A 25,513-nucleotide genomic window follows, 5' to 3' on the forward strand; every position below is an offset into this window, starting at 1 on the left:
TGTTTGATACTTTAAAAGTAAAAAAGCCCTTTTGAAAAAAATCAAAAGGGCCTTTTTATGATATAAATTTTGCTGATTCTATCGGTTGCTCATCTTTTGGAAAAGGTATTGCTGCATGGTAAGTACTTTAACATCCGAAGGTACTTCTACTATAGAACGGTCAATTCGCGATTCATTAATGCTGGCCACTTCCAGCCCTGAATGTAATACGTCCCCTTTGTACGTTTTTACAAGCAGCGGTATATACTTTTCCTGGAACACTAAATCCATAGGAAAGCTGTCGTTCATAAAAGTACTGGCATCTTCATTGCCCCATGGTTCGGCCAGCATGCCCCAGTTTACGTCAATTGCTTTAGTCATCCAGACTTCTGCGTAGTCTCCCTGCCCTCCTTCTTCGTCCCGGAAAATAAATTTCTCAGCCGAATAGCCCTTAATTTCCCCGGTTTCGCCTGTCCGGTTTTTCTGGATATCATATTTCTCAGCAGCAGATGACACCTCATTTCCATTCCCAAACATGTTCATCATGGATGTTATGTCTGCTTTGGCTATCTTTAGTGCACTTTCGTCCCCCGTCAAGAAGACAAAATCTTGTTGATCCAGCCGCACCAGCACGCCTTCCGTCTTCATTGATCCCATAAAATCATACTCTTTTTCTCCCTGTAACAATATACGATCTGGCGTGATGTGGAGCGTAAATTCATCATTATTCTCCTTTTGATCGTTGTTGTAATCATAACTTTCGTAGGTTATTTCACCCTCAAATTGGGCCGTTGCAGGTTGCGTAAAACAGGCCACCATGAGCATTGCAGAGAGATAATATGTTGCTTTTTGCATGATCGAAATATTGTTTTAATGATTGATCTTCAATAGAGCTATTTAGACGAAACCTTGCTGTTTTTGTTTCATCCAATAAAAAAGCCTGCCCGATATAAGAATCGAAGCAGACTTTGTAACGAGCACAAAAAGATTAAATTATACCTGCTCAAGAACATCCATATCTACATTAACTTTATGAATCCATCCGCCGGCTACCAGATCATTACCTTCGTAACAGACCACGGCTTGTCCCGGAGCAATGGCTTCGCGGCCGGTTGGGAAGGTCACCTCAATCTCGTCTTCACCAAGTTGTTTTAGTTGCCCCATCACTCCATCATCATTGTACCGGATTGCACCGGTCACTTCCATTTTTCCGCCGGGCACTTCACCATATTTGCTGAGATTGACGTCTTTAGCCCGGCAAGTAGTACTCACAAGATCTTCCTTCTCCCCAATAGTGATAACATTGGTATAGGGATTGATATTCGTAACATACACTCGTTTGCCGAGCGCCAGGTCTAACCCGCGACGCTGACCTATGGTATAAAATGGATATCCTTCATGTTCACCTACAATATTGCCATCTTGATCAACAAATTTACCGCCTTTTACGCGCTCTTCAAGTCCATCTACGCGATCTTTTAAAAATCGACGATAATCGTCATCGGGCACAAAACAAATTTCATAGGAATCGGGTTTACCCGCTACTTTAGTAAGGCCAAATTCTTCTGCCAGTTCGCGAATTTCTGTTTTCTCGTAATTGCCCAGGGGAAATTTTGTGCGTGCTAAATGTTTTTGTTCCACCCCCCAAAGTGCATACGACTGGTCTTTTTGAGGATCAAGTCCACGAGATATTACATGCCGGCCGTTTTCTTCACGCACATTGGCATAGTGCCCTGTGGCAATAAAATCGCAGCCCAGGTTATCTGCACGCCGCAGCAAGGCCGCCCATTTGATGTGCGTATTGCATAGGACACACGGATTGGGTGTACGTCCGCTCATATAATCTTCTACAAACCGATCAATCACCCAGTCACCAAACTCATCCCGAATATCTACAATAAAATGCTTAAAGCCATGCTTTACAGCAATCTGACGAGCATCATTCATCGATTCGATGGTACAGCATCCCGTCTCCTTGTCAGACTTGCCGCCCACACGCGAATAGTCCCACGTCTTCATCGTAATTCCGATGACGTCATATCCTTGTTCTTTGAGCATTACAGCAGCAACAGAGGAGTCCACCCCTCCGCTCATAGCTACTAATACTCGACCTTTACTACTCATCTGTTTGGTGATTGGGTATTGTTATTAGAAATCCGGTTCGCAAGCTGTTTAACCAGCATTATATAGCTGGCATCGAACAACGAATCTGAAAAATACGAATTTTTTGTGTAAATCTTATGAAGAGCCCTGTTATCCGTTAGTTATCTCTAAAACAAGTAACGAACTTACATATAAAGGTAGGGTTTCCATTCTTCTTCCACGCCCCCCAATATTGATTGCAGGAAAGTAATATGTACCGGACGAAATGGATTTCGCTTTAATGGCATCTGCGCCTCTTGAGGTGTTCGATCTCCCTTCTTGACATTACAATTATCGCAAGCAGTAACCAAATTCTCCCAACTGTCTGCTCCTCCACGGCTTCGGGGTAACACATGGTCGATAGTTAGGTTGTAAGATGATCCGCAATACTGACAGGTATTGGCATCTCGCTTAAAGATATTTCTCCTTGATAGCACAATCTTATTGTAAGGTATATTGATATACCTCCGCAGTCGGATCACAGAAGGATAAGAATATTCCTCCGAGACTGTATGCAGTTTACGGTCCGGGTAATCGTGTATCATTTCGGCTTTATCCAGAAATAACAGCTTTATGGATCGATGGACCGAACATACATGCAGTGGCTGATAATCCTTATTTAAAACCAGAACACTTGCATCCATAGCATCATAATTTGATCACTATACTACTATAATCTCTCCACTTGGTCAGTGAAAAAATCTTTAAGATCTCAAATCAACATTAAATTTTACTTAAATGCAACCCTTTCTATTCTTACAACCTGGGAGTCGTATTTGGTATTATCCAAAAATGTAGTGAAACATATCGGTACTAATATCCGGATTGATGGCAATAGCTAATGCAATGGATACGGCCAGGCCAAATAACGCATAGCCCGCATCCTTGCCTACCAGCTTCAGGCTGGTTCCCAATGGTTTGCCTTTGCCCCTTGCATCGGTAAAGCTCATAGCAATTTCGCGGCCAGCCAGCAACCCTATAAATACCCACGTAGTACTCATCGGGATATTGCTTTGAATTTTAAAGAAATAGAGAATAATGGCATACACAAAGTCAATAATACTGGCAGAACGAATATCTCTGACATCAGACTTTTCGGTTACCACTTTCTGAATTTTATCTCCTTTCATATAGAACAGGATACCCAAGCCAAAGAAAATGTAGAGGGCAAAACCTAAAAACTGCGCTAATGACAATGAGCGGGGCAAATAAACCGCAATATTGGCGGCATCCTGCATAACCCATACCGACCAGAGCGTTCCGCTTGTTATCCATTGAAATACGGTCCATGCTTTGTGCGGTTTCCCTACAAAGTATTTTTTGATGATTTTGGATATGACCACCCAAACAATAATAGCCGCGAGGAAAGCCACAAAATATCCCGAGAGGCTCTTCACAAGCACCTTGCCAATAGCCGAAGCGCTGGCAGAGAAGCAGCTTAACAGCAGAAAGGTAGTCGATACCGGCATCCGCATACGGGTTAACAGCAACAGGAAGATAGGAGCCGCAATCTGTAAAAAACTGAATGATTGCGGAGCATCAGCAAAGCCTTTGGCCGCCAATCGCTGGTTGCTTACGTCGCCGTCATACATGTACCAACTGGCAAAAACCGTGGCCAAGAAAATTCCTCCAATAAAAAGCCAGAGTACCCACCAGCGTTTATTTTCGTTTGAAGCAATAAAGGTGCCGATAGTCTGGATGCTATCATTGGCGATTGCAGAATAACCGGCGAGGGCAAAGCCTACCCATTTTGCGATTTCGGCATACGGAAATGTTATGCCGGCAACGATAAAGAAAAAACCAATGAGTGCTAAAAATACACGTTCTTCCCGAAGAGAGGCATAAAAACGAAGAGGTATAAGATTAGCAAAAAAAGAGCGTACGGATTCTGAGTTCCGATTATTAGCCATTTACCAAATTGTTTAACGAGTAAGGAATGTACTGATCACATATTGTTGATATAGAAAATCCTGAATTAAACTCAAAAATGCACATTATTTTATTGTTAATAAACGAAAGAGAAGCACAAAAAACGGAAAGCCACTGAATGCATTAGGGTTATAAACAATACCATCTGTAAATTGAACCTATATGATCTATAGAATTTTTCATACCTTCTTTCCATCGCGCCGAATTAGGTGGATTGTCAATAACAAAAAATAAAAAGCTAATTCCTTATTTAGAGATATTGATCTATGCCCTACAATAAAAATATGCACACCACAGGCTATTACAAAGAACCCGGACCAAAGTTAGACGAAGAATCTCCTTTCAAATCCATGATGGAGCGGTTTCGGTTCGCCGCAGAAATTCTTGAGCTCGATGAAGGCATGTTTCAATACTTGGCCAGTCCGGTGAAACAGGTTATTGTATCTGTGCCCGTAGTAATGGATTCCGGAGACATTCAGGTCTTTGAAGGATATCGTGTGATCCATGACAACGTGCTGGGGCCTTCAAAAGGGGGCATCCGCTATGCACCTGATGTGAATCTGGAAGAAGTGAAAGCTCTGGCTTCGTGGATGACCTGGAAATGTGCTATTGTTAACGTCCCTTTCGGTGGGGCTAAAGGAGGCGTTCGATGTGATCCGAACCAGCTTTCCAGAAATGAGCTGGAACGTCTTACGCGCCGTTATACGGCCAATATGCTCGAAGTATTTGGCCCCGATCGGGACATTCCCGCCCCGGATATGAACACCGACGAGCAAATTATGGCATGGATCATGGATACCTACAGCATGAATGCCCATAAAACAGAAAATGCGGTTGTTACGGGTAAACCGATTATACTGGGAGGCTCGCATGGACGAAAAGAAGCGACGGGGCGCGGAGTGGTTACCGTTACACTGGCAGCCCTCAACAAAGCAGGCATTGCCCCTAACAAATGTACTACGGTCGTCCAGGGTTTTGGCAACGTAGGATCCGTTTCTGCCAAACTGATGTATGAGCAAGGCTCAAAGGTCATTGCCATCAGTGATATTACGGGGGGATACTATAACGAAAATGGTATCGATATCCCTGAAGCCATGGAATATGCCAAGAAGAATGATAACTCCCTGGAAGGCTATTCCGAAGCCGATAAAATTACTAATGACGAATTACTACAACTGGAATGCGATGTGTTGATTCCCGCTGCCAAAGAGGATCAGATAAGTCCCCGCAATGCAGATAAGATTAATGCTCGTATTATTGCTGAAGGAGCCAATGGTCCCATTACCGCCAATGCAGATTCTATCTTAGAGGATAAAGGCATCATGGTAGTGCCTGATATTTTGGCCAATGCGGGTGGTGTAACTGTCTCGTACTTTGAGTGGGTGCAAGACCGGCAGGGCTATTTCTGGACCGAAGAACGGGTCAACCGACGACTCAATCGGATGATGCGTGCCGCTTTTGATAACCTCTTTAACGTGCGTGAAGAACACGACATCACCCTGCGTCAGGCAGCTTATGTATTTGGTATCAACAAAGTGGCCACTACACTGCGTATGCGTGGTATCTACGCCTAATCCAAGCTACTCTCAGCCCTTGCATTAACCCTGCGGAGTTTTGTTTATGTCTGAAGACCATAAGAAAGAGCTAATCTTACGCTCCTCCTTTGAGGAAATGGAGAAGCTGGAATCTTTTGTAAACAAATTACAAAACCAGCTCTCTTTTAGTGATGCCCAATATAATCGGATCTTGCTGCCACTCAGTGAAGCCGTGAGTAACGCCATCATGCATGGAAACAAGCAAGACCCAGGGAAAAAGGTAACAATTACGGCTAAAAGCTTAGAAAACAAGTTCCAAATTAGTGTCCGGGATGAAGGGGGCGGATTTGATCCCTCCTCTCTTCCCGATCCCCTCAAAGAAGAAAATCTACTCAATCAAGGCGGACGTGGGGTGTACCTTATTAAAGAATACGCCGATGAGGTTTCTTATTCTGATGGAGGAGCAAAAATTACCATGCGATTTATTTTGAACAAATAGCAATTATTGGTGTTGCCTCGCAGTCTCCTGCTTTTTCCCGTCCTCTTCATTTGCTTTGTATTGCTCTCCGCTCCTCAATCTAAATTTTGACCCATTTTACTTTTCTGAAAGCAAAGGAACTGCAATCAAAACTTATTCGTGAATCAGTTTCTCATCCGCCTGGTAATTCGAAGGCCGCCGGAACATAACATCTGTTGCGCCATCCGCTTCCAGCGCATCAAAGAGTTCATTTCGCATTTGTTGCACGCGTTCTTGCTGGGCGGGTACATCAATAAGATTATGCATTTCACGCGGATCGTTCTTCAAGTCATAAAGCTCGTTTTTATCCCACACCCCATGATAGTAGATGTATTTATACCGGTCTCCCCGGATTGCATAGGTGGTGGGGGTATGTGGGAAAGCATGCTCCCAAAAGTACTGGTACACAAAGCTGGTCCGCCAGTCTGATATTTCTTCTCCTCCCAGGAGCGGCAAGAACGATCGGCCATCGACCGTATGATCATTCGGCATGGCTCCGTCAGCCAAGTCCAGGATGGTAGATGCGATATCTATATTCAACACATTTTCATTAATTGTGGTACCGGCTTCGATATATCTCGGCGCCCACGCGAGCATAGGAACCCGCATCGATTCTTCATAAGCCTGACGCTTGTCGATAAGACCATGTTCTCCCAGCATAAACCCATTGTCGCCCATATAGACCACAAGGGTATTTTCTGCAAGTCCCTGTTCTTCCAAATAATCCAGTACACGGCCTATACTTTCATCCACCGCCATCAGCGATTCGCTGTAACGAGTGATGATCTCTTCCAGACTTTGTGGATGGTCATCCCGATTATGGTACATATAATCCACACCATGCCAGCTATAACGTTGTTCGCGCACCCAATCTGGCTTGCCCTGGTAATTCTGCTCAATATTTTTCATCGACTGCGGCATGGATAGATCTGCATCGGCGTATGTTCCCTCATGACGCTCGGCCGGTTCAAATTCAGCGTGGACCGCTTTATGAGAGAGATACACAAAAAATGGCTGGTCTCCCTCACGATTGTCGAGCCAATCCAGCGTATAGTCTGTTAGCAAATCAGTGATATACCCCTCAGCCTGTTGACGTTCACCATCAATATTCAGCGTTGGATTGTAATATACGCCCTGGCCCCGGAAGCTCACCCATCGATCGAAGCCCGGCTTTGGCTTATCATGCGCTTCACCGATATGCCATTTTCCAAAGAAGGCGGTCTGATACCCTTCCTCCTGTAGTTGCTGAGGAAAAAAGGTTGTGCCGGGCTTAATGGGATTTGCATTGTCTACGGCTCCATGGCGGTAAGCATATTGACCTGTCAAAATAGAAGCCCGGCTTGGCGAGCAAAGAGAAGTCGTCACAAAGGCATTGGCCAAATGCACCCCTTCCTTGGCCATGCGGTCCATGGAGGGTGTTTCCAGAAAATCCGGGCTATCTGGATGAAAGCCCATATAATCATAACGGTGGTCATCACTTAAAATGAACACTACATTTTGGGGCTGTTGAGCCTGAGCTTTCAAACCCAATCCTATCAGAACCCCAAAAAAACATAACCCGACTATCCATTTGTTTGCCCTCATAAGAACCGTTGATTTAGCATTTATGGATTATCTATATACGATACCTTTCAAAACTATACTTGTCATCCTGAATCACGTGCTGAACTTGTTTCAGTATCTCTTCAGGATCTCCATTTAAATGCCAATAAGTGTTAGTGAGATTCTGAAATGAGTTCAGAATGACAAGAAAAAATAGCTTTTACTAAGCTATCTATAAATCAGAAAATCAACCATAAATAGCAAATTCCTACTTCAGCGAATTAATCCATTCGGCAATCTGTAAGGCTTCATCTTCTGGAACAATTGTCATGGGGGGCATCGCCGTAGCATAATCCGGCCAGTTTGAAAGGTCAGGATTGTACATCAGCTCAACCATTTCTTCTTCGGAGTACCCCCGCTTCGCAATTTCTGCAAACGGTGGGCCGACCTTACGCTCATTTCTGGCATGACATGCCGTGCAGGTATACTGTGCCAGAAATGGTTTTATTGTTTCGTATGAAGGAGCTCCTCCCTCTTCTACAGACTCAGCCTTTTCCTGCTGTTCTTCCTCTGCTGCAACCTCTTCTTCAGCATTCGCTTCGGGATCTGGAGTTGCCGTAAATTCATCCATCGACAACTTTTCACCTTCTGGAATCCGCTTTAAGGTGTAGTAAGCTGACCGGTGTAATAATGGATGATCACCTTCCGCAGAACGAATACCAAACAATGCAAGCTGGTGGACGTAATTTTGGCGCATATTGTCGATCACTAGCCGAACTTTCATACCATCTTCCGAAACTTTTACGCCTTTGATATTTGCCGATGTACGATCAACCATGGGGCTGCCATATACCGGGAAATATTTGTAGATAAAGCTCGAAATTTCATATGATCCCAGGTTATTAGCGGTTTCAGGATCTACAGGTTCAGTAAAGGTAATTTCAAAGCCATCGGGCTTGGCACGTACGGTTTCCATCTCGAATGGTACCTGGCTGTTCCAAACTAATCGCTGCAGTCCTTCATCAGCGTCACCGGCCGATCCCCATCCACGGTTCGTTTCTCCGATGAAGAGTGAGCCATCCTTGGCCCAGGCCATGCGTAATACCCCGGACTGAAAATCACTTCGGAAATCAAAAGCTACTCCCTGGTACGTTCCATTTACTTTTTCCAGATCCACCCGCATAATTTTACTTTGCCCCTGGTCTCCTACGAATAATTGTCCGCCAAAGGGTCCCCAGTGGCCTTCTGGAATCGCAAGGATATCTGAATTTGAAATACCCAGAATACCATGCGGCAACCACACTGCCGGTGTTTTTAGAGCTGGTAGCTCATCCTGGAGCTCAAACATGGTTCGATACTCTTCGCCTTTCTTGTTCTCAGGCTTGATGTAATTTCCATTTTCATCTTTGTTATACTCAGGATCCACATATTTATACAGCTCTTCGGTGGTCATATCAACCGGTGAATTTGGCTGGTCGGACCATCGCAAACCGGCAGGATGGCCGGTAAAATCGCCTTTTTCAACATGCCAGATTCCTCCGGATCCAATCCAGTCGCCCTGGTTTTCTGCATAAAAAAGTTCGCCGTCAATCATCCCAAGGCCGGCAGGAGATCGCATCCCTGTTGCCCAAGGCTCCATTTCACCGTCTTCAGTAATGTGCATGGTCCATCCTCTCCATGGCACCCGACTTTCGCCGCGCCACCATTGCTGATCACCAAAAGCTACATTTGCAGATACAAAAAAGGAACCGTCCGGGGCGATAATCGGACCATAGCTATACTCGTGGTAATGTCCGGAGAGTGGCCAGGAATAAATCGTTTCGATAACATCGGCTTTGCCATCCATATTGGTATCTTCAAGCTTGGTAAGCTCTCCTCGCTGAGCGCAATACAGCGCACCATCTTTGTAAGCGAGACCAAGTACTTCATGTAATCCGGTAGCAAATTTTCTAAAATAAGGTTGGTCACTGGTGGGGTTTTCAACAATGAAAATATCACCGCGACGGGTAGCAATTCCTAAATTTCCATTGGGTAGTACCGTAAGCCCCCCCACCTCCAGCAGGTATTCTTCGGGACTGGTTACATCCACAATCTTAAAATAATCCTCTTCCGAGGGAGTTTCCTGGGCCTGGGCTGACCCGCTGATAAACAACAGAATAATCAAAGCACTTAAAAAATGACGTAAGCAATACATAAACGACTTCATATTATTTCGTAAAATTTTAAAATAGGATGGAATAAGAAACAGTTGACTGAGCGGGAACAAGAAGTTCCTGGCGATCATCAATAGATCGCACTATCGGACTTGATGAACCAGCGGCCTCAATGTAATAGGCATCGTCCACGATATATCGATGATTTCCCGCTTCCTCAATAGAGCTCCCCGCTGCTAACCGAACATATAAATCATCAGGAGCCTCCTGAATATCTATCGTTCGCTGCAAGCCCTTGCCATCCTCAATGACGCGAATCTCATCTTCTACAGATGTTCCGTAGATCTGATAATTAAAAGTTGGCTCATCATCCTTATTCAACTGATATCCCTTGGGTTTCAACCCGGTGCCAGAAGTATCATCAGACCAACTGCTTTCCTGCTCGTTATCCAGTTTATTCAATGCCAGCGCAGGTTTTTCCAGCAGGTTGAGAACGGAACCATTGGGTCGAGAAGATCCATCGCCCCTGCTATACCACATGGGGGTAACATTCAGAAACTCACCTCTCCAAGCCTGTACGATATTCCCACTTTTGAGATCGTATGTATAATGCAATTTATCCAAACTGCCTACCGAAACTGCGTGCGTCACACGAATGCCGCCCGGGAGATCCCTAAAGCTGCGCAGCAACGGCTTATCCTCGGCATGTACATAAATAGGATTGACATTATTTCCACTACTCAAAGACTGATCGCTCAGCACATGTGCCCTGAGCTGATCACCGGATACGACAAACTGTAAATTAGGATCACTCCATCCGGCTTGTTTGTGATAAAGAATCTCAAAAGACGACTCACCTTCTGGCAAGCTCACCGTATGCTCATTACTATCAAATGGAATTACCTGCTTACCATTCACTGAAAGAATTCCTCCTCCACCGGCTGTATTTAATTGAAACTGGTATTCTCCAGCCTCTTTGGCCTGAATGGTCCCCGTATATTGCATCAAAAACTGATCGGGCAATCCGGATAGGTTAGTCGTCAGCTTTTCAGAAGTTCCAGATTTTATGGGAGTGAGGCTGTCCAGATTCGGAAGCTCATCAAAATCTCCTTCGAATACCTTAAACTCAAAGTCACTGACCGTTGGGGCGGTGCCATCATACCGGCGAATGTTAATGTTTCGAAAGGCAACCGCTCCATGATCGCCTTGTATACGAAGTGGCCCCTGGGCAACATCATCTTCCTCCAAAGCTCCACGGGTTGGACCGTATAGCTCAATGTTTTCATGGATTGTCACCCCATTAAGCTCGGCATGGAGAATTTTAGCATTCTCAATTTTATTTCCCTCGTCATCAAAGCGGGGAGCCTGGAACGAAATTTCCAGATGCTGCCAAAGTCCGGCCGCGCGGCTGGCATTTTGCCGGGGAGCATAGCCTTGGAAACCCTCTTGCCCCTGCGGACGGTTCGTATCCCATCGCTCATAGATGCCCCCATTGTCTCCGGAAGTTGGAACCTTAACATTCCAGCTATCCAATAGCTGAATTTCATACTGTCCTTGCAAATAAATACCAGAATTTGAGTTGGAAGCCATCATATACTCAAGCTCCAAGTCAATATCTCCATGTTCGAAACTGGTCAATAAATCAGCACCATTATGGTCCGAAGGATTATTGACTAAAACACCGGTACCTTCCGATGTAATAACCGTATTTTCCTGATCTAACGGAGCGGAAACATCTCCGGCTATTTGCCAACTATCTGAAGGATCCTCAAATTCTGACAGATCCTGCAAGGATAGCTCTTGTCCTGATTGTGCTTGTAGTTGACCTAAGGCTACTCCAAATAATAACACAGCAGCCATGAACATACCGCGGTAAGCCAAGGCAAAACTGTGTATCTTTCGTATTGCTATATAAGACATATACGTTTTACAATATATTTAAATCTATTAATAGTAAATTGTGCTTAATTCCAAAATCCAGTTCCTTGTATATATAATGAAAGGGGTGAATCTTGGTATCGGTTTTAACCGACCAATAATGTATCTTTGAATTTGTTGAATTCCAACTTTTTTCACAAGTTTTCAAACTTTTTGCATTGCTACTTAGCTCTGCTCTCAAGCATAATAGTTTTGACTCCAGATCTCCAAGGTCATTATTATGGAGAGTATAAAGTCGAAGGGCCAACATTTTTTACACTTCAAATGTGCTATGCTAACAGAAGTGATACATGTACAATCCAGATTATACCCATTGCCTATTTTACTACTACAGCACAGGGTATACCAAAGAGATTTGCCAGGGCATCTAAGCGATAAAAATAATATAGCAGTAACACGAATATTGATAATTCATCTACTAAATATTTATCAATAGAAAAGTTATATTACTGCTATATATTCAATTTGTAGAATACAACTGCTGTTTAATAGCCCGGGTTCTGTTCTAAGTTTGGATTAACCTTGATACTACTTTCATGAAAAGGCCATACATAATTATGGGGTTCAAATGAACGTTCTTCAATATGGAGCGTCTCAACCTCACCGTTTACTTTCCTTGTATGTCCCAAGGCTGGCTGATTTAATACCTCTTCGGCGATGCCCCATCGTATGATATCATTGTACCGCTGTCCTTCAGCTGCAAACTCAATTCTCCTTTCATTCCGAATTAAATCAATCCATTGTTCCTGGGTATAAGAACTGTAGCGCGGCAATGTTACGTCAGCTTCTGTCATATCCAGTCCTGCCCTTTTTCTAACTCGGTTAATAGATTTTTTTGCTAATGCATCTATATCATTAAGCATAATTTTAGCTTCAGCATAGGTTAAGAGTACCTCAGCATAGCGTATAAGTCCATATTCAAAGTTACCACCACTTTTAAAAGCATCAGCTTCTGAGACAAACTTTTTGAACCAGTACCCTGATGCACTCGCCCGTTCTTTTTCATAAAACATCGGGCTATTCTCATTATAGACATCGATGGTATCTTCATAAAAGACATCACCATGCCCCATAATACTTGCTTCGTAACGTGGATCACGATGAAGATGGGGGTTTAATTCATGTTCCTCTCTTGTATGTTCTGGACAATTTCCAATTTTGTATCCATCTAAAGTCCAATACGAATCAACTAACGATTTTAAGGGAACTAACCATGAATCACCTTGACTGGTTCTATAATGGGGCCCTAAATGATTAAAAGACCACGTATCCCGATTGCCAAAGCTTGCTCTATCTTGCCAGAGAATAAACTCATTATTGTTGGAAGCAGCCTCATACTGAAACAAGTCACCATAGTTGGGATGCAATTCATAGTTTCCACTGTCCATTATTTCTTTTGCCAATTGGGCTGCCAACTCATAACGCTCATTATATAAGGCATAGCGCATTGTTAAAGCCTTAAATGAATACTGGTTAAACATATACTTATCTGTTGTATACTCATCCGAAGGCAAGCTACTTGCTATTTCTTCGGCCTGCATAAACAAAGTATCCAGAATTTGTTCTTTAGGCGTTGGTGCTGCCGTAGCTTCTTCTAACGTAGCCGGCTCTAATACAAATGGCACATCCCCCCACTGCATGGTTAAAATGAAATAGTGCCAGACCCGTAGCCCTTTTAGTACATTTTCATATTTGGTTCTGGTTGCTTCATCTTCTACATAGGGTTCATCAATGTTAGCAAGATAGGTATTAATTCTACCTATATGCTTCATACGTATGGTATAATAGTACTCAAATATTCTTGAATTACTATTAAAATTACCGTTCCCTATGAGTTGATGATGGTCGCCAGTGTTACGAGAATAGGCATTATCTGATCTACCATCTTTCATATAAAACAAGAGTCGACGGTCACCGGGATTCGTAAATACATCTAAATAACTACTGTATACTACCCGGTTTAAATCGTTTTCATCATTAAAAAATTCAGTAAATTGTGTTGCTGTAGGATCGGTTTTATCCAAAAAATCCTTACAGCTTGTGAAACTGATCGATACAAGTACTATAACAAATAATAGCTTCTTCATAATCTGCAAATTCATTTTTTGATATTTATTTAATATATCGATGCTTTAATCCCAAAAGTATAGCTTGCCATTCTGGGATAATGCCCATTGCCGCCATTCTTTTCAGGATCGAACCCTTCCCAATTGGTAAAAGTGAAAGCATCCTGAATATTTACATAAAACCGAACATTCTTGATGCTATTGGTTATACCCGGCAGAGAATACCCCAGTTCTATTGATCTAATTCTAAAGTAAGAGGCATCGCTTAGCCAGACGTCGCTCAACTCAGCATTGGGGCTTGATCCTGTCCAAACTCGAGGGAAACGGCTGTTAGGATTATCGGGAGTCCAGCGGTTATCCATATAGTATTGCCTTGGAGTACCATAGCTATTGGAACCTCCATCCATGATCACCGGATAACCTGTAAGCCCATTCAACCGGCCGGTTCGTTCACCCACGCCCTGGCCTATCAGGTGAAAATCCCAGCGTTTATAGCGTAAATCTACATTTACGGAATAGTTATAATGTGGATTAGGATCTCCGAGGTTAACACGATCCTGGCTATTAATAACCCCGTCTCCATTTTGATCTATATACCTGATGTCTCCCGGCATGGTATTGGGCAGTTTGGCCTCGGCATTGTCCACTTCCTGCTGAGTCTGGAAATAACCGTCACTTTCATAACCATAATAGTTATCCATGGTAATACCCCGGTACCAAATCCTTTCACTTGTACCTTTAAAAATAAGGGTGTCTGATTTTGCATGTCCTGCTTTGAGTACCTTGTTCTGGTTATCAAAGAGCATACCACCAATGCTATAGGAAAGTTCACCAATGTTATCATTCCACTGGGCAGATACCTCCCATCCCTTATTTTCCACCTCACCAATGTTAACAGACGACTCCAAACTACTAGAGCCTGTCAGGGGAGGCACCGGATAGGTAGAATAGATCAGATCATAAGAGTGCTTCCGATAGGTATCGAAGGTAACATCCAGTCGATCGTTTAAAGTGGTAAGGTCAACACCTACATTGGCTTGTTTTTGGGTTTCCCAAGAGAAGTCGGGATTTGGAACACGCATTGTCCATCCCCAGTTATTTACAACCTCTTCCCACAGGTATGGATCCACATTTTCATTTCCTATCAATCCATACGAAAGTCTGATTTTCATCCTATTCAGAAAACCCCCATCTACCAGAGACGACATAAATGATTCATTATGCACATTCCACGCAAGTGCTCCCGATGGAAATACCCCCCAACGATGCCCGGGAGCAAATTTACTGCTACCGTCTGCTCTAACAGTTCCTTCAATCAGGTAACGGTCATTAAAAGAGTAGTTCACCTTCCCAAAAAAGGATACTTTTGAGATTTCCCGATAGTCGGTATAATTATGATTCATGAGTTCCGTTCCGGCTGTCAGATATAGCTTATCTTTATCTTTTCTGAGCCCTCTTTCATAATTCAAAAGTGCTCGCGTTGTAAGCTGACTTACACTTGTCCCCTGGTCTGCGCCCACTTCGTTCCCCCAGATTGCTACCGGTTTTCCATCACCGTCAAAAAACTTAAAGGTATTACGTTCATATTTACTTGCACTTTTATTAAGCATATATGACACGTTGCCCTTCAGGCTTAAATTGTTATTTATATTATAAGAAGGGCGCAGATTTATGGTCATTCGGTCATGTAAATTATTAGCGGCTCCTCCTTCATTGAGGCTTGCTACCGGATTCAGATCATCATGCAACCTATAATGGTTCTCCCTGTCAGATTCATAATAAACAGAGTCGGTTGGATTCATTCTCCATGCAGCTTCGTATATGCCATTCCCTCCGTTCATATGCAGGCGGTCTACCTGTAGCCGTCGTGCATAGAAATCAGCTAAAAGCACAAACTTATCGGCTACATTAATATTCGTATTGAAACGGGCGGTATACATTTCTTGCCCCTGATAGGAGTTCAACCCTTTTTGATCTTTATAGCCAAGCATCAGATTAAAGGTACCGACACCTCCACCTCCCGAAATACTGGCTGAAGTATTATGAGCATAAGGTTGATCCCGCATAATTTCGTCCATCCAATCCACATTGGCATACGCTCCCTGATCAGCTAAATTTATCTCTTCCTGAGAAAACGCCTCTGTTTGTCCCTGCATAGACCGGGCCTCATTACGAAGTAGCATATAATCTGCGGAATTAACAAAATCTGGCACTTTTATGGGCTCATCCGCTGTAAAAGAAGAATGGAGATCCACTTTAAACCGGTCTGCAACTCCACGCTTTGTATTGATAATAATTACCCCGTTAGCCCCGCGTGAGCCATACATCGATGCAGAGGCTGCATCTTTCAAAACGCTAATGTCTTTAATATTGTCAGGATTCAAATCCGTCAAAGACTGTTCCATTCCATCAACAATCACTAAGGGAGAGGCATTCTGGAGAGTACTTTTCCCCCTGATTCTAATAGCACCGGGTACATCTCCAGGCAAGCTATTCGATTGCATCATCACAACTCCCGGAATAGTTCCACTGAAAGCCTCCTCCATTTTAGAAAGAGATTGGGTTTCAATTTCAGCAATATCTACTTCTGAAACAGAAGAAGCTACGTGCTGTGTCTCTACCTCACTATAGCCTACAACGGTAATTTCATTTAATCCAACTGTTGCTTCATATAACGTTACATTAATGATATCCTGATCAAAATCACCAGTATTTACTTCTACATCCTCAAAGCCAATCATACTAAAAATAAGTGTTACATTACCATCAACATTTATTTCATAATGACCTTCACCATTAGTAGAAGTACCTATATTAGATCCCTTAACCAATACGTTAACTCCCGGAAGTGGTTTTCCTTCTGAATCGATTACCTTCCCTTTAATGGTTTTCATCGATTTCTGTTTTTGTGGTGCAACAATGCCCAGCGTTCTTTGGGTCAACTTTTTATATACTAAATCAAATTCTGTAAGGATATTATCCAGTAAATTAAACAACCCTTCTTCAAAATTTAATGTCTGCTGACTTGAAAGAGTTTTGTCATCAAGCAACCGACTGTCAAATAAGAAATTTACATCATATCCCCCCTCGATCATGGATAGAACATGTTCCAGGCTTGTTCCTTTTTCTACTACTTTAACAGCCTGTTCATTCCAATTTTCGGCAGAACTGACGTAAACATTTCGTTGCTCCTGGGCTTCTGTCCACTGCGTAACAGCCACCAACAGGATGACCAAGCTTACTATCAACTTATACCTTTCCATAATCATATTTCCCTAACCTTTTTTATTATTATTAATAATTAATCCATCTTCCGATTGCTCAATCTGAATATCAAAAATCTTAGCTACAGCATCCGTCAATCCATCTAAGCTCTTAAAGTCCACTGACCCAGAGAGCTTCTTTCTTAATATCTCAGGATTTTGAACTTTTACTTTTACTCCATAAGTCCGTTTAATTCGGTTAACCAGTACTGATAATGGCGTATCATCAAAGAAGAGTTCATTCGTAGACCAAGAGGTATATACCCTTGGATTTACCTTTTGAAGCTGAATTTCTGAACTTTCTTTTTGAAACGTCGCCATCTCTCCAGGGTTCATGGTCATTCTTTTATCCTGTATGGTCCTCACTTCAACTTCTCCCTCTTCTAATACCACACGGGTGCCTTCAACATAAGTATCTACCGTAAAGCGGGTGCCCCATACCGAGGCTGTGCCATCCTCTGTTTCAACCTCTAATTTTGGATGAGTTTTAGCTTTTTTAGGTGCTACAGCAAAAAAAGCTTCTCCATCTAAACTAAGCCGCTTAGTAGGCTGCTCCAGCCAATTCTCTTTGAATGAAAGCTGAGAGTTGGCCGCTAAAATAATTTGTGACCCATCGGAAAGGTTCAGCGTCTTTGTCTCTCCGTAGTCCGTTGTAACGGTATGTACAGCAACCTCTTGTTTTACCTGATTGGACTCTTGAAAGATATAGGCCGCAAAACCAACAAAAGCACCGACTAATAACACAGCTGCTACTTTGTACAAGACAGAAACAGCATCCCAAGACTTACCGTTACCTAAATTTGTAACTTTAGCTTCTGCCTGTTCTTTTGCTGTAACCCTATGGTGCACTTTACTCCATTCTTCCTGCACATCAGGCAACGCTGGCTCATCAAATACAAAACCAGATATCCTTTGCTGAGCTTCAATGGCCAGCCGACGGTTTTCTTCATTCTTTTGTACCCACTCATTCCAGCTTTTCTCTTCGTTCTGGGTTGCCCTTCCTTCTACCCATCGGATAAAAGAAGGATCACTGCATAAGTGCTGAACTGTTATTGAATTACCTTCCACGTTAAGTATGTTTATGTTAATCTTTTCCGTTTCTTTCCACTATAGAGCAAATAAATCCTATTTGTACTCAATTTTTTTCAAAAACTAGGAATAATTACTGAAAACCCGCTTATAATACCCTAAGTGCCTTTTTAAGGAAGTATTAACGTTAATCCCTGAGCAAGAAAAGACGTTTTATTTGTACTAAACGCTGCGTTTTGTGCGTATCGATTGCAAAAATTATCTGCAAGTTGATATAAGAGGTAAATTTGCGAGAATAGAATTGCCTGCCCTTCTTAGCAGTTCTCGAGTTGCTATATCCCAAAAAGGAATGAAAACAAAAATGGTAACAATGAAATGGTGATCTCCGAAATATTTTCATTCAAAATATTCCTAAGCCGCTTAACCGCCCGATATATATGATTTCGTATCGACTGGTAACTGATCTCAAGTATTTCCTGAATCTCCTCGTAACTCATCCCATTAAAATATTTCAGATACAAGACTTCTTTCTGACGGTCAGGAAGGGCGTCAAAGGCTTCATATAGCGCTTGTAACTTACTATTTTCTCTCTCTCTTTTAATGATTAGCTCTTCTGGTGAAAACTGAATATCGACTGAATGGCTTGTGTCTTCCTGTTCAAGACTGGTAAAGTGTTTCCTTTTTTTCTTCAGCCTTTTTAAAAGCTTTCTTCTAAGTGAAGCTAACAAATAGGCTTTAATAGATTGTACTTCATCCAAATGGTCTCTGCGCTCCCACAGTACCACAAAGAGTTCCTGGATACAATCTTTCGTCAGCTCTGGGCGAGCAGAAAGTTTTAATCCATAACCATACAAATCCTTATAAAAAAGGGTGAAAATACGCTCCCATGCTTCTAAATCGCCACCTAAAAATTGCTCCCAGAGCTGACGACTTTCGGCGTACCCATTTCCCGTTGATTCCCTTCCTTCAAATGTCATACCCAATTCTTTTAGTAGCCGATTCTACATAAATTTTAACCATTCAGGTGAAGAATAACTTTCCGTAAATACTAAAAAGTATTTGTTTTTCGATCTGAAAATATCCACAGCCCCTTACTTTTTATCTTTCTTCTAATAAAAAGAAAGTATATGACTGATGCCAATTACAATTAAATCCGGTTTATCGGCAATCAAGAATGTCGGAACTAAAAGGAAGTATATAGCCGTAGAAAGGCTCATATATAGAGCCATATTCAGTACGAGCAAATTGCCTTGACTATACAAAATTTATTTATAAATAAATCACGTCACATCAAAAAGCTTGGCGACTAATATAGATAAAGGCAGCAATAAGGCTACTATTATTCCCATTCTCCACCCTCCAAATCCTGCAGCCAGGGCTGCATTTAATAAAATCAAAGACAGGACTCCTCGCTTAATGGCTTTTTTAATGAAAGAAGGTTTAGGATGAAGAGCGGCTTTCCAGAAAGGGGGTAAAACGAGACCACCGAACACAAGGACGAAAATAGTTGCTGGCCCTACTGCATAGGATGGAAGTATACCCAATAAGAACAAACTGAGCGTCACGAATACAATCAGTGCCAATGACGCGAAACCCGATCTTTTATTACCTCCGTGTACCTCTCCCTGACTAACCAAGGTAATAGCCCCGATATAAGCGATAGGTAGCAGAGCCAGAAACCATAAATCGGCTATCAAAGCAGGAAATACGCTACAACCAAGCAGCAGATTCCCCCCCCGACAGCTTCCCATAAAAAGAGGCCCCCAAAGGGTTGAGTGCTTGGCCCAATAATCATATACCAAAGCGCAGATCGCAATCCCCAAGGCAAGCAAACCGGCGTACTCATTAACCATCGCCGCGGCTACAATGCCGGAGATTAGCAACAGCCCTCCCAGAAGAATAGCTCCTGTCTTTGAGGCCCTACCGCTGGGGATAGCTCTTTCTGGACGTTCTTCCATATCCAGTTTGGCATCAAAGACATCGTTAAAAACTACGCCGCCGCCATACAGTCCAAAGGTGGAAAGCAAAAGCCAACCCAACGTTACCGGCGAAACGGATACCACCCCATCTGTAAAGGCTACTACTCCACCCGCTGCGGCAAAACCAGCTAAAATATCAGCAAATGCTGTAATAATGTTGGCTGGACGCATGAGCTCAGCATAGGCCCGAACCTTGGATAAAAATGAATGCTTAGCTTGGTTCATAATTTATTTCGTAGTGCGTAGGACATGGTCAAATGACGCCACAATAAGCAATAAGAGGAACTTTGCAAAACCAAACTTGTCATCCTGAATTCAGTTCAGGATCTCCTTAAAAAGCTGTCAAAGACATATAAGATTCTGAAACAAAGCCTGTCCCGACTACTGTCGGGGTCCTGAATGACAAGATATAGTAGTTTTGCAAAGTCCCAGTACGCAGTAGTCCTTACTCAATAATAATGTCGTCTTCATCGGGGTGCTCTTTCTCGATAAAAGGCTCTGCCCCGCCACGCAATACAGAATTACCGCTGTAGGTTTGGCTCTGGTCGATCGAGGGACGGTCAAGCCAGTCTTCTTCGCTCATCTGTCCGCTTTGCGCATAGGCATCCAAGGCATTTTGGTAGCACACTTTCTTGATGTCCTCCTCAGGTATTCCCCGCTTGGCCATCAGTTGTGCCGTCTTGGGAACGCCCAGCGGATCACTTTTGCCCCAGTCAGCAGCACTGTCGATAAAGATTCGCTCCGTGCCGTACTGCTTCACAACTTCGACCATCCGCTCATTACCCATCTTGGTTCCCGGGTAGATCGTGAAGGCCGTCCAGTAGCCGCGATCAAGCACATCCTTCACTGTTTCTTCATTGTTGTGGTCAACAATGACTTTGGATGGATCAAGCCCATGTTCTTCACAGAGATCCATACTGCGGATGGTTCCCTGTTTTTTGTTGCGATGCGGAGTGTGAATCAGCACCAGTTTATCCATCTTCTTAGCCAGCTCGAGCTGCTGGTGGAAATACTTTTCCTCCAGGTCCGTCATGTCGTCATAGCCAATTTCTCCAATGGCTACTACTCCCTCTTTATTGGCAAAGCGAGGTAACAGCTCCATGACATCCTCCGCGAACTCTTCATTGTTGGCTTCTTTGGCATTCAAGCCGATGGTACAGTAGTGGCGAACACCAAACTGCTCGGCCCGAAACCGTTCCCATCCAACAATCATACTAAAATAATCGAGCATAGAGGCCGCATCCGTTCGTGGCTGTCCGAGCCAGAAAGCCGGTTCAATGACAGCTACAACCCCCGCTTGACGCATGGCTTCGTAGTCATCCGTTGTTCGGGAAATCATGTGAACATGCGGATCAATAAAATTCATTTCATCAATGGACATAAAACAAGATAATTTGATTCAAAATTGTGTTAAAATATCTGGATGACTTCAGGACTTAACTATTCATCATTATTATTAAACCGGGCCCCGATGTCATCCCAGTTAGCCTTTTTTTCTTTAGCGCGTTTTACAATCTCGGAATGCTGGTTAAGCAAGCCCTTTGCTTCTTCTGATAAACTGGCTGACAAAGCCAAGACGGCGGCCTGCTGCTGAATTTCATCCTCATGGGTTAAAACCTTTTCAAGATCGCCAATCATATCACCTTCAGCAAAAGGCCCCACCGAGCGCCACAACTCGGGAGATACGCTCCGACCGGCGGCCCAACGTTCATGCGCATAATCAACCAGCATATGTGCCAGTTTTTCATTGGCGCGCCGATCGATACCCTCAATCAGGTAGAGCGGGCTCTCGACAAAAAGGGCTTTGAGCACCACCTGGTTCCAGGCTCCCTGATCCATATAATCTGCCGGATAAGGATTTCTAAGGGCCACGGCATTGAAAACGGAAGTCATATTGCTACGTATCCCCTCGGCGGCTCTTTTGTCTAATTGCTCAGGATAAGGCAGGATTGCTAAACTCTGATAAAGTGCCACCGCTTCTCCAATGTCACTTGCCACAAATGTCTTTTCGAGAATATCCAAAAAATACGACTGATCTCTTTCCGCAATACTCAACACCAGAGAGGTTCTTGCCAGTTCATCCAGCGACCAGTATTCGGGCTGCCATCCGGGTCTAATATTCCGGGCGGCCTCAATCTCTTCCGGTTTCAATTCTAATGCGGCTTTCCCTGTCTTCTGAGGTACTCCACTAAATGAAGCAAAAAATTCCCAATCTTCCGCTTCTCCCTGCAACTTTTTGCTGGTCGAGTTAAGCCAATCCAATACTTCTCCATCCAATCTTTGTTCTATCCAGGAATGTATCAACGATTGCAGAGTAGAAAGGGCTATTTCTTGTTGAGCATCAGCCATTATAACATAAATTATGTTCGGTTATAATTTGTTTTAGACGAGGTAATTCAACAGACAATAAAACTATTTATTATCCTGTTTTTATTGTGCCTTACGGTAACAATCATTTAGGTGAATTTCCACCGGCTGTTATAAAAATAACAATAGGCGCAGGGAATTAAATATAAAAAATGCAAAACTTGTAATTTTAACACTCAAAACTTTTGCACTTATTGAGCCATTTAAATAGGTTCTGCCATTATGAAATCTATTGAACAGAACGTACCCGTATCCTTTACCTATAACATCCACTTTACAAGTGGTTTATTCGAACACGATAACGCCTTATTTTCGGATACTGTTACCAAAGCTTCGGCTGAGGTAGCCCGCAAAGTCCTCTTTGTCATTGATGCCGGTGTTTCCCAACATCATCCGGACCTCAAAAACCAAATTAAGTCGTATGCGAAATCGCATGCAGATGCCTTTCAGGCGGTAAATGAGATACAGGTTATTCCCGGTGGAGAAGCCGTTAAAAATGACCCGACCATTATTGACCAGCTCCACGAAGCCATCAATGCTGCCAACCTCGATCGGCATTCATATGTAGCAGCCATCGGTGGTGGTGCCGTACTTGATGCGGTAGGCTATGCTGCCGGAACGGCCCATCGCGGCATCCGCCTCATTCGCATTCCCACAACCGTCCTCGCACAAAATGATGCCGGCATTGGTGTAAAAAACGGGGTTAATGCTTTTGGAAAGAAAAATTTTCTCGGCACTTTTGCTCCGCCTTTTGCGGTATTAAATGACTTTTCATTCCTCAACACACTCGATCAGAGAGACTGGCGTTCGGGGATTTCTGAAGCCGTCAAAGTAGCCTTGCTTAAAGATGCTGATTTCTTTGAATTCCTGGAAGATAAGGCCACCGCTCTTGATCATCGTGCCCCTGAAGCAATGCATCATCTCATTTATCGTTGTGCGGAGCTTCATCTGGAGCATATTGCCACCTCTGGCGATCCTTTTGAAATGGGCTCCTCGCGCCCACTGGATTTTGGACACTGGTCGGCCCATAAGCTTGAACAAATTACGGACTACGAACTGCGCCATGGCGAAGCAGTCGCTATCGGCCTGGCCCTGGATTGTATCTATTCCCAAGTTGATGGCCTGCTCTCTGAAGAGGCGTGCCAACGAGTTTTAACAATGCTGCGCAATGCCGGATACAAGCTCTTTATTCCAGAATTAGAGCATAAGATTGATGCCCCGGAGAATCCTGAATCTATTTTCCATGGCTTGGAAGAATTCCGCGAGCATCTTGGCGGTGAACTAACCATTATGTTGCTGGAAGAGATTGGCACAGGACGAGAGGTTCATGAAGTAGATTACGATGTGTACCGGGAAGCAATATCAGAACTAAAAGCATTTGAAGAGCAGCGAGCCCAAGTGTAATGTTTTAGTTGTTGGTCATCTGTTAATGGATACCTTTAACATGACCCTTGGAATAAGAATTTATTAATTGGAAAAAAGCATTGTCAATCCTCCTGTCCTCCTTCTCCAAGGAGGAACTCCTTGCTCAACATAAGTACTACATAATAACTCAAAGTCCCTCTTGGAGAAGAGGGATTTAGGGAGATTGAACTCCTGTACATAGAATGTTATCTCTCTTTTAACCGCTAAATGGGTTTACAAATAATCAATTATTAACAACACCCACAATAAATAAGGATGCAATTAAGCAACCACCCCTCATTTCACTTAACGTATTGCACTAACATTCATCCCGGTGAAAAATGGGATCAGGTTTTTCAACAACTTAAAACCCATGTCCCCGGTCTTAAGAAGCGCCTTGCTCCACAACAGCCGTTTGGTATTGGTCTCCGTCTGTCTGCCCAGGCAGCTGCAACGCTCCGATCTGATAATAAGCTAAACGAATTTAAAGACTGGCTTGCCGATGAGGACTGCTACGTTTTTACGATGAACGGCTTTCCCTATGGCAACTTTCATCGTCAGCGAGTTAAGGATCTGGTTTATACCCCCGACTGGCGGACGGAAGAACGGGTTGAATACACAATTAATTTGGCTCACATTTTGGCTGAGCTCTTACCCAATGACGTTGAAGGTGGCATTTCTACCTCACCCATTTCCTATAAATATTGGCTTCAACAACCTTGCCTGGAAGAACAGGCTTTTCGGAAAGGAAGCATCAACTTAGCGAGGGTCGCTGCTTTGTTAGCTGATATCAGGGAAGAACACGGTAAGCTAATCCATATCGATATTGAACCCGAACCTGACTGCCTGCTGGAAAACACCCAGGAAACGGTGGATTTTTTTACCGAATGGCTCTTCCCGGTCGGTGCCGCCTACCTGATGGAGCACCATAACTATAGTTTTGAGGAAGCGAAACAGTTATTGAAAGATCACATCCAACTCTGTTATGATACCTGTCACTTTGCCGTTGAATACGAAGAACCAAGTGAAGCCCTACAGCAAATCCATGAAGCCGGAATTAAGGTAGGCAAAACACAAATCAGTGCCGCTTTGAAGGTGATTCTTCCTGAAGCTGCAAAAGACCGTCAATCTATCCAGAAGGAACTCCAAAAATTTGAAGAGTCAACCTACCTGCACCAGGTGGTAGAGCGACGAACAGATGGATCCATAAATCAGTATCGAGATTTAGATACCGCTCTGCCTCATATCTTTGACTCGGATGCTCGTGAGTGGCGTATCCACTACCACGTGCCTATTTTTATCGATCAGTTCAATCAATTGACCTCCACGCAGGAAGATATCAGTAAAAGTCTGGACTTTCTGAAAGAAAACAACCTGTGCCAGCATTTTGAAATAGAAACATATACCTGGGATGTACTACCCGAAGAACTTAAGAAAACGCCCGTTGATTCTATTGAACGTGAATTCGAATGGGTTCTGACAGAATTTAACAAAGATTAGATTAGTAAATTATCAGCGACCTTTGCAAAAGTTAACTTGTCATCCTGAATTTAGTTCAGGATCTTCGTTTGAATGCTATCAAATAGCTATAAGATTCTGATCCCGAGGATTCGGGACAGAATGACAAGATGAGGTAATTTTGCAAAGGTCTTAATTAATCTGGCTTCCAA

Annotated in this window: 18 protein-coding genes; 4 read left to right on the forward strand and 14 right to left on the reverse strand. The window is 43.3% G+C overall.

Annotated elements, in window-relative coordinates:
• Positions 1–78: 78 nt before the first annotated feature.
• From J6I44_RS12995 to J6I44_RS13010, 4 genes are all read right to left on the reverse strand, one after another.
• Positions 79–834, reverse strand: coding sequence for a hypothetical protein (locus J6I44_RS12995; RefSeq protein ID WP_265766578.1), 756 nt, complete (start codon positions 832–834; stop codon positions 79–81).
• A 138-nt stretch (positions 835–972) separates the two neighbouring features.
• Positions 973–2,103, reverse strand: a complete 1,131-nt coding sequence (mnmA, locus tag J6I44_RS13000) for a tRNA 2-thiouridine(34) synthase MnmA (RefSeq protein ID WP_265766579.1) — start codon at positions 2,101–2,103, stop codon at positions 973–975.
• A gap of 164 nt (positions 2,104–2,267) precedes the next feature.
• The gene (locus tag J6I44_RS13005) at positions 2,268–2,765 is read right to left on the reverse strand and encodes an HNH endonuclease (RefSeq protein ID WP_265766580.1); all 498 of its coding nucleotides are present in this window, start codon (positions 2,763–2,765) and stop codon (positions 2,268–2,270) included.
• 138 nt (positions 2,766–2,903) lie between these two features.
• The gene (locus J6I44_RS13010) at positions 2,904–4,031 is read right to left on the reverse strand and encodes a hypothetical protein (RefSeq protein WP_265766581.1); all 1,128 of its coding nucleotides are present in this window, start codon (positions 4,029–4,031) and stop codon (positions 2,904–2,906) included.
• A gap of 285 nt (positions 4,032–4,316) precedes the next feature.
• On the opposite strand from J6I44_RS13010, the gene J6I44_RS13015 reads away from it, so the two are divergent.
• Positions 4,317–5,624 (forward strand): Glu/Leu/Phe/Val family dehydrogenase, encoded by a 1,308-nt coding sequence (locus J6I44_RS13015; protein ID WP_265766582.1) that lies wholly within the window; start codon positions 4,317–4,319, stop codon positions 5,622–5,624.
• 46 nt (positions 5,625–5,670) lie between these two features.
• The gene (locus J6I44_RS13020; RefSeq protein WP_265766583.1) at positions 5,671–6,084 is read left to right on the forward strand and encodes an ATP-binding protein; all 414 of its coding nucleotides are present in this window, start codon (positions 5,671–5,673) and stop codon (positions 6,082–6,084) included.
• A gap of 132 nt (positions 6,085–6,216) precedes the next feature.
• On the opposite strand, the gene J6I44_RS13025 is transcribed toward J6I44_RS13020, so the two are convergent.
• From J6I44_RS13025 to J6I44_RS13070, 10 genes are all read right to left on the reverse strand, one after another.
• Entirely contained in the window at positions 6,217–7,686 is a 1,470-nt protein-coding gene (locus J6I44_RS13025) for a sulfatase family protein (protein ID WP_265766584.1), read from the reverse strand.
• A gap of 226 nt (positions 7,687–7,912) precedes the next feature.
• Positions 7,913–9,838 carry a hypothetical protein gene (locus tag J6I44_RS13030; protein ID WP_265766585.1) on the reverse strand — a complete coding sequence of 642 codons (1,926 nt, stop codon included), beginning with the start codon at positions 9,836–9,838 and terminating at the stop codon, positions 7,913–7,915.
• A 28-nt stretch (positions 9,839–9,866) separates the two neighbouring features.
• Positions 9,867–11,717 carry a 3-keto-alpha-glucoside-1,2-lyase-like domain-containing protein gene (locus J6I44_RS13035; RefSeq protein WP_265766586.1) on the reverse strand — a complete coding sequence of 617 codons (1,851 nt, stop codon included), beginning with the start codon at positions 11,715–11,717 and terminating at the stop codon, positions 9,867–9,869.
• Positions 11,718–12,220: 503 nt separating this feature from the next.
• Entirely contained in the window at positions 12,221–13,822 is a 1,602-nt protein-coding gene (locus tag J6I44_RS13040) for a RagB/SusD family nutrient uptake outer membrane protein (RefSeq protein ID WP_265766587.1), read from the reverse strand.
• A gap of 29 nt (positions 13,823–13,851) precedes the next feature.
• Entirely contained in the window at positions 13,852–17,064 is a 3,213-nt protein-coding gene (locus J6I44_RS13045) for a SusC/RagA family TonB-linked outer membrane protein (RefSeq protein WP_265766588.1), read from the reverse strand.
• A gap of 12 nt (positions 17,065–17,076) precedes the next feature.
• Complete coding sequence (locus J6I44_RS13050; RefSeq protein WP_265766589.1) at positions 17,077–18,132, reverse strand: FecR family protein; 1,056 nt, start codon at positions 18,130–18,132, stop codon at positions 17,077–17,079.
• Positions 18,133–18,425: 293 nt separating this feature from the next.
• The gene (locus J6I44_RS13055) at positions 18,426–19,070 is read right to left on the reverse strand and encodes an RNA polymerase sigma factor (RefSeq protein WP_265766590.1); all 645 of its coding nucleotides are present in this window, start codon (positions 19,068–19,070) and stop codon (positions 18,426–18,428) included.
• A 303-nt stretch (positions 19,071–19,373) separates the two neighbouring features.
• On the reverse strand, positions 19,374–20,297 hold the full coding sequence (eboC, locus tag J6I44_RS13060; RefSeq protein ID WP_265766591.1) for a UbiA-like protein EboC: 924 nt from the start codon (positions 20,295–20,297) through the stop codon (positions 19,374–19,376).
• Between the two features lie 220 nt (positions 20,298–20,517).
• Positions 20,518–21,453: a TatD family hydrolase gene (locus J6I44_RS13065; RefSeq protein WP_265766592.1), complete on the reverse strand. Its 936-nt coding sequence runs from the start codon at positions 21,451–21,453 to the stop codon at positions 20,518–20,520.
• A gap of 59 nt (positions 21,454–21,512) precedes the next feature.
• Entirely contained in the window at positions 21,513–22,421 is a 909-nt protein-coding gene (locus J6I44_RS13070; RefSeq protein ID WP_265766593.1) for an EboA domain-containing protein, read from the reverse strand.
• A 240-nt stretch (positions 22,422–22,661) separates the two neighbouring features.
• Between J6I44_RS13070 and J6I44_RS13075 the strand changes: the two genes are divergently transcribed.
• Both J6I44_RS13075 and eboE read left to right on the forward strand, forming a co-directional pair.
• A complete protein-coding gene (locus tag J6I44_RS13075; protein ID WP_265766594.1) occupies positions 22,662–23,843 on the forward strand; it encodes a 3-dehydroquinate synthase in 1,182 nt (393 codons plus the stop codon).
• A gap of 276 nt (positions 23,844–24,119) precedes the next feature.
• Positions 24,120–25,343: a metabolite traffic protein EboE gene (gene eboE / locus J6I44_RS13080; protein WP_265766595.1), complete on the forward strand. Its 1,224-nt coding sequence runs from the start codon at positions 24,120–24,122 to the stop codon at positions 25,341–25,343.
• The last annotated feature ends 170 nt before the right edge of the window (positions 25,344–25,513 follow it).

The organism is Fodinibius salsisoli (genome assembly GCF_026229185.1).
Classification (GTDB): domain Bacteria; phylum Bacteroidota; class Rhodothermia; order Balneolales; family Balneolaceae; genus Fodinibius; species Fodinibius salsisoli.

Bases quoted from the DNA above. Each gene is read 5' to 3' on its own strand.
- J6I44_RS13025 (WP_265766584.1), bottom strand. From the start codon at position 7,686: ATGAGGGCAAACAAATGGATAGTCGGGTTATGTTTTTTTGGGGTTCTG.
- eboE (WP_265766595.1), top strand. From the start codon at position 24,120: ATGCAATTAAGCAACCACCCCTCATTTCACTTAACGTATTGCACTAAC.
- J6I44_RS13020 (WP_265766583.1), top strand. From the start codon at position 5,671: ATGTCTGAAGACCATAAGAAAGAGCTAATCTTACGCTCCTCCTTTGAG.
- J6I44_RS13005 (WP_265766580.1), bottom strand. From the start codon at position 2,765: ATGGATGCAAGTGTTCTGGTTTTAAATAAGGATTATCAGCCACTGCAT.
- J6I44_RS13015 (WP_265766582.1), top strand. From the start codon at position 4,317: ATGCCCTACAATAAAAATATGCACACCACAGGCTATTACAAAGAACCC.
- J6I44_RS13010 (WP_265766581.1), bottom strand. From the start codon at position 4,031: ATGGCTAATAATCGGAACTCAGAATCCGTACGCTCTTTTTTTGCTAAT.
- J6I44_RS13075 (WP_265766594.1), top strand. From the start codon at position 22,662: ATGAAATCTATTGAACAGAACGTACCCGTATCCTTTACCTATAACATC.
- J6I44_RS13055 (WP_265766590.1), bottom strand. From the start codon at position 19,070: ATGACATTTGAAGGAAGGGAATCAACGGGAAATGGGTACGCCGAAAGT.
- J6I44_RS12995 (WP_265766578.1), bottom strand. From the start codon at position 834: ATGCAAAAAGCAACATATTATCTCTCTGCAATGCTCATGGTGGCCTGT.
- J6I44_RS13035 (WP_265766586.1), bottom strand. From the start codon at position 11,717: ATGTCTTATATAGCAATACGAAAGATACACAGTTTTGCCTTGGCTTAC.
- mnmA (WP_265766579.1), bottom strand. From the start codon at position 2,103: ATGAGTAGTAAAGGTCGAGTATTAGTAGCTATGAGCGGAGGGGTGGAC.
- eboC (WP_265766591.1), bottom strand. From the start codon at position 20,297: ATGAACCAAGCTAAGCATTCATTTTTATCCAAGGTTCGGGCCTATGCT.
- J6I44_RS13065 (WP_265766592.1), bottom strand. From the start codon at position 21,453: ATGTCCATTGATGAAATGAATTTTATTGATCCGCATGTTCACATGATT.
- J6I44_RS13030 (WP_265766585.1), bottom strand. From the start codon at position 9,838: ATGTATTGCTTACGTCATTTTTTAAGTGCTTTGATTATTCTGTTGTTT.
- J6I44_RS13045 (WP_265766588.1), bottom strand. From the start codon at position 17,064: ATGGAAAGGTATAAGTTGATAGTAAGCTTGGTCATCCTGTTGGTGGCT.
- J6I44_RS13040 (WP_265766587.1), bottom strand. From the start codon at position 13,822: ATGAAGAAGCTATTATTTGTTATAGTACTTGTATCGATCAGTTTCACA.
- J6I44_RS13070 (WP_265766593.1), bottom strand. From the start codon at position 22,421: ATGGCTGATGCTCAACAAGAAATAGCCCTTTCTACTCTGCAATCGTTG.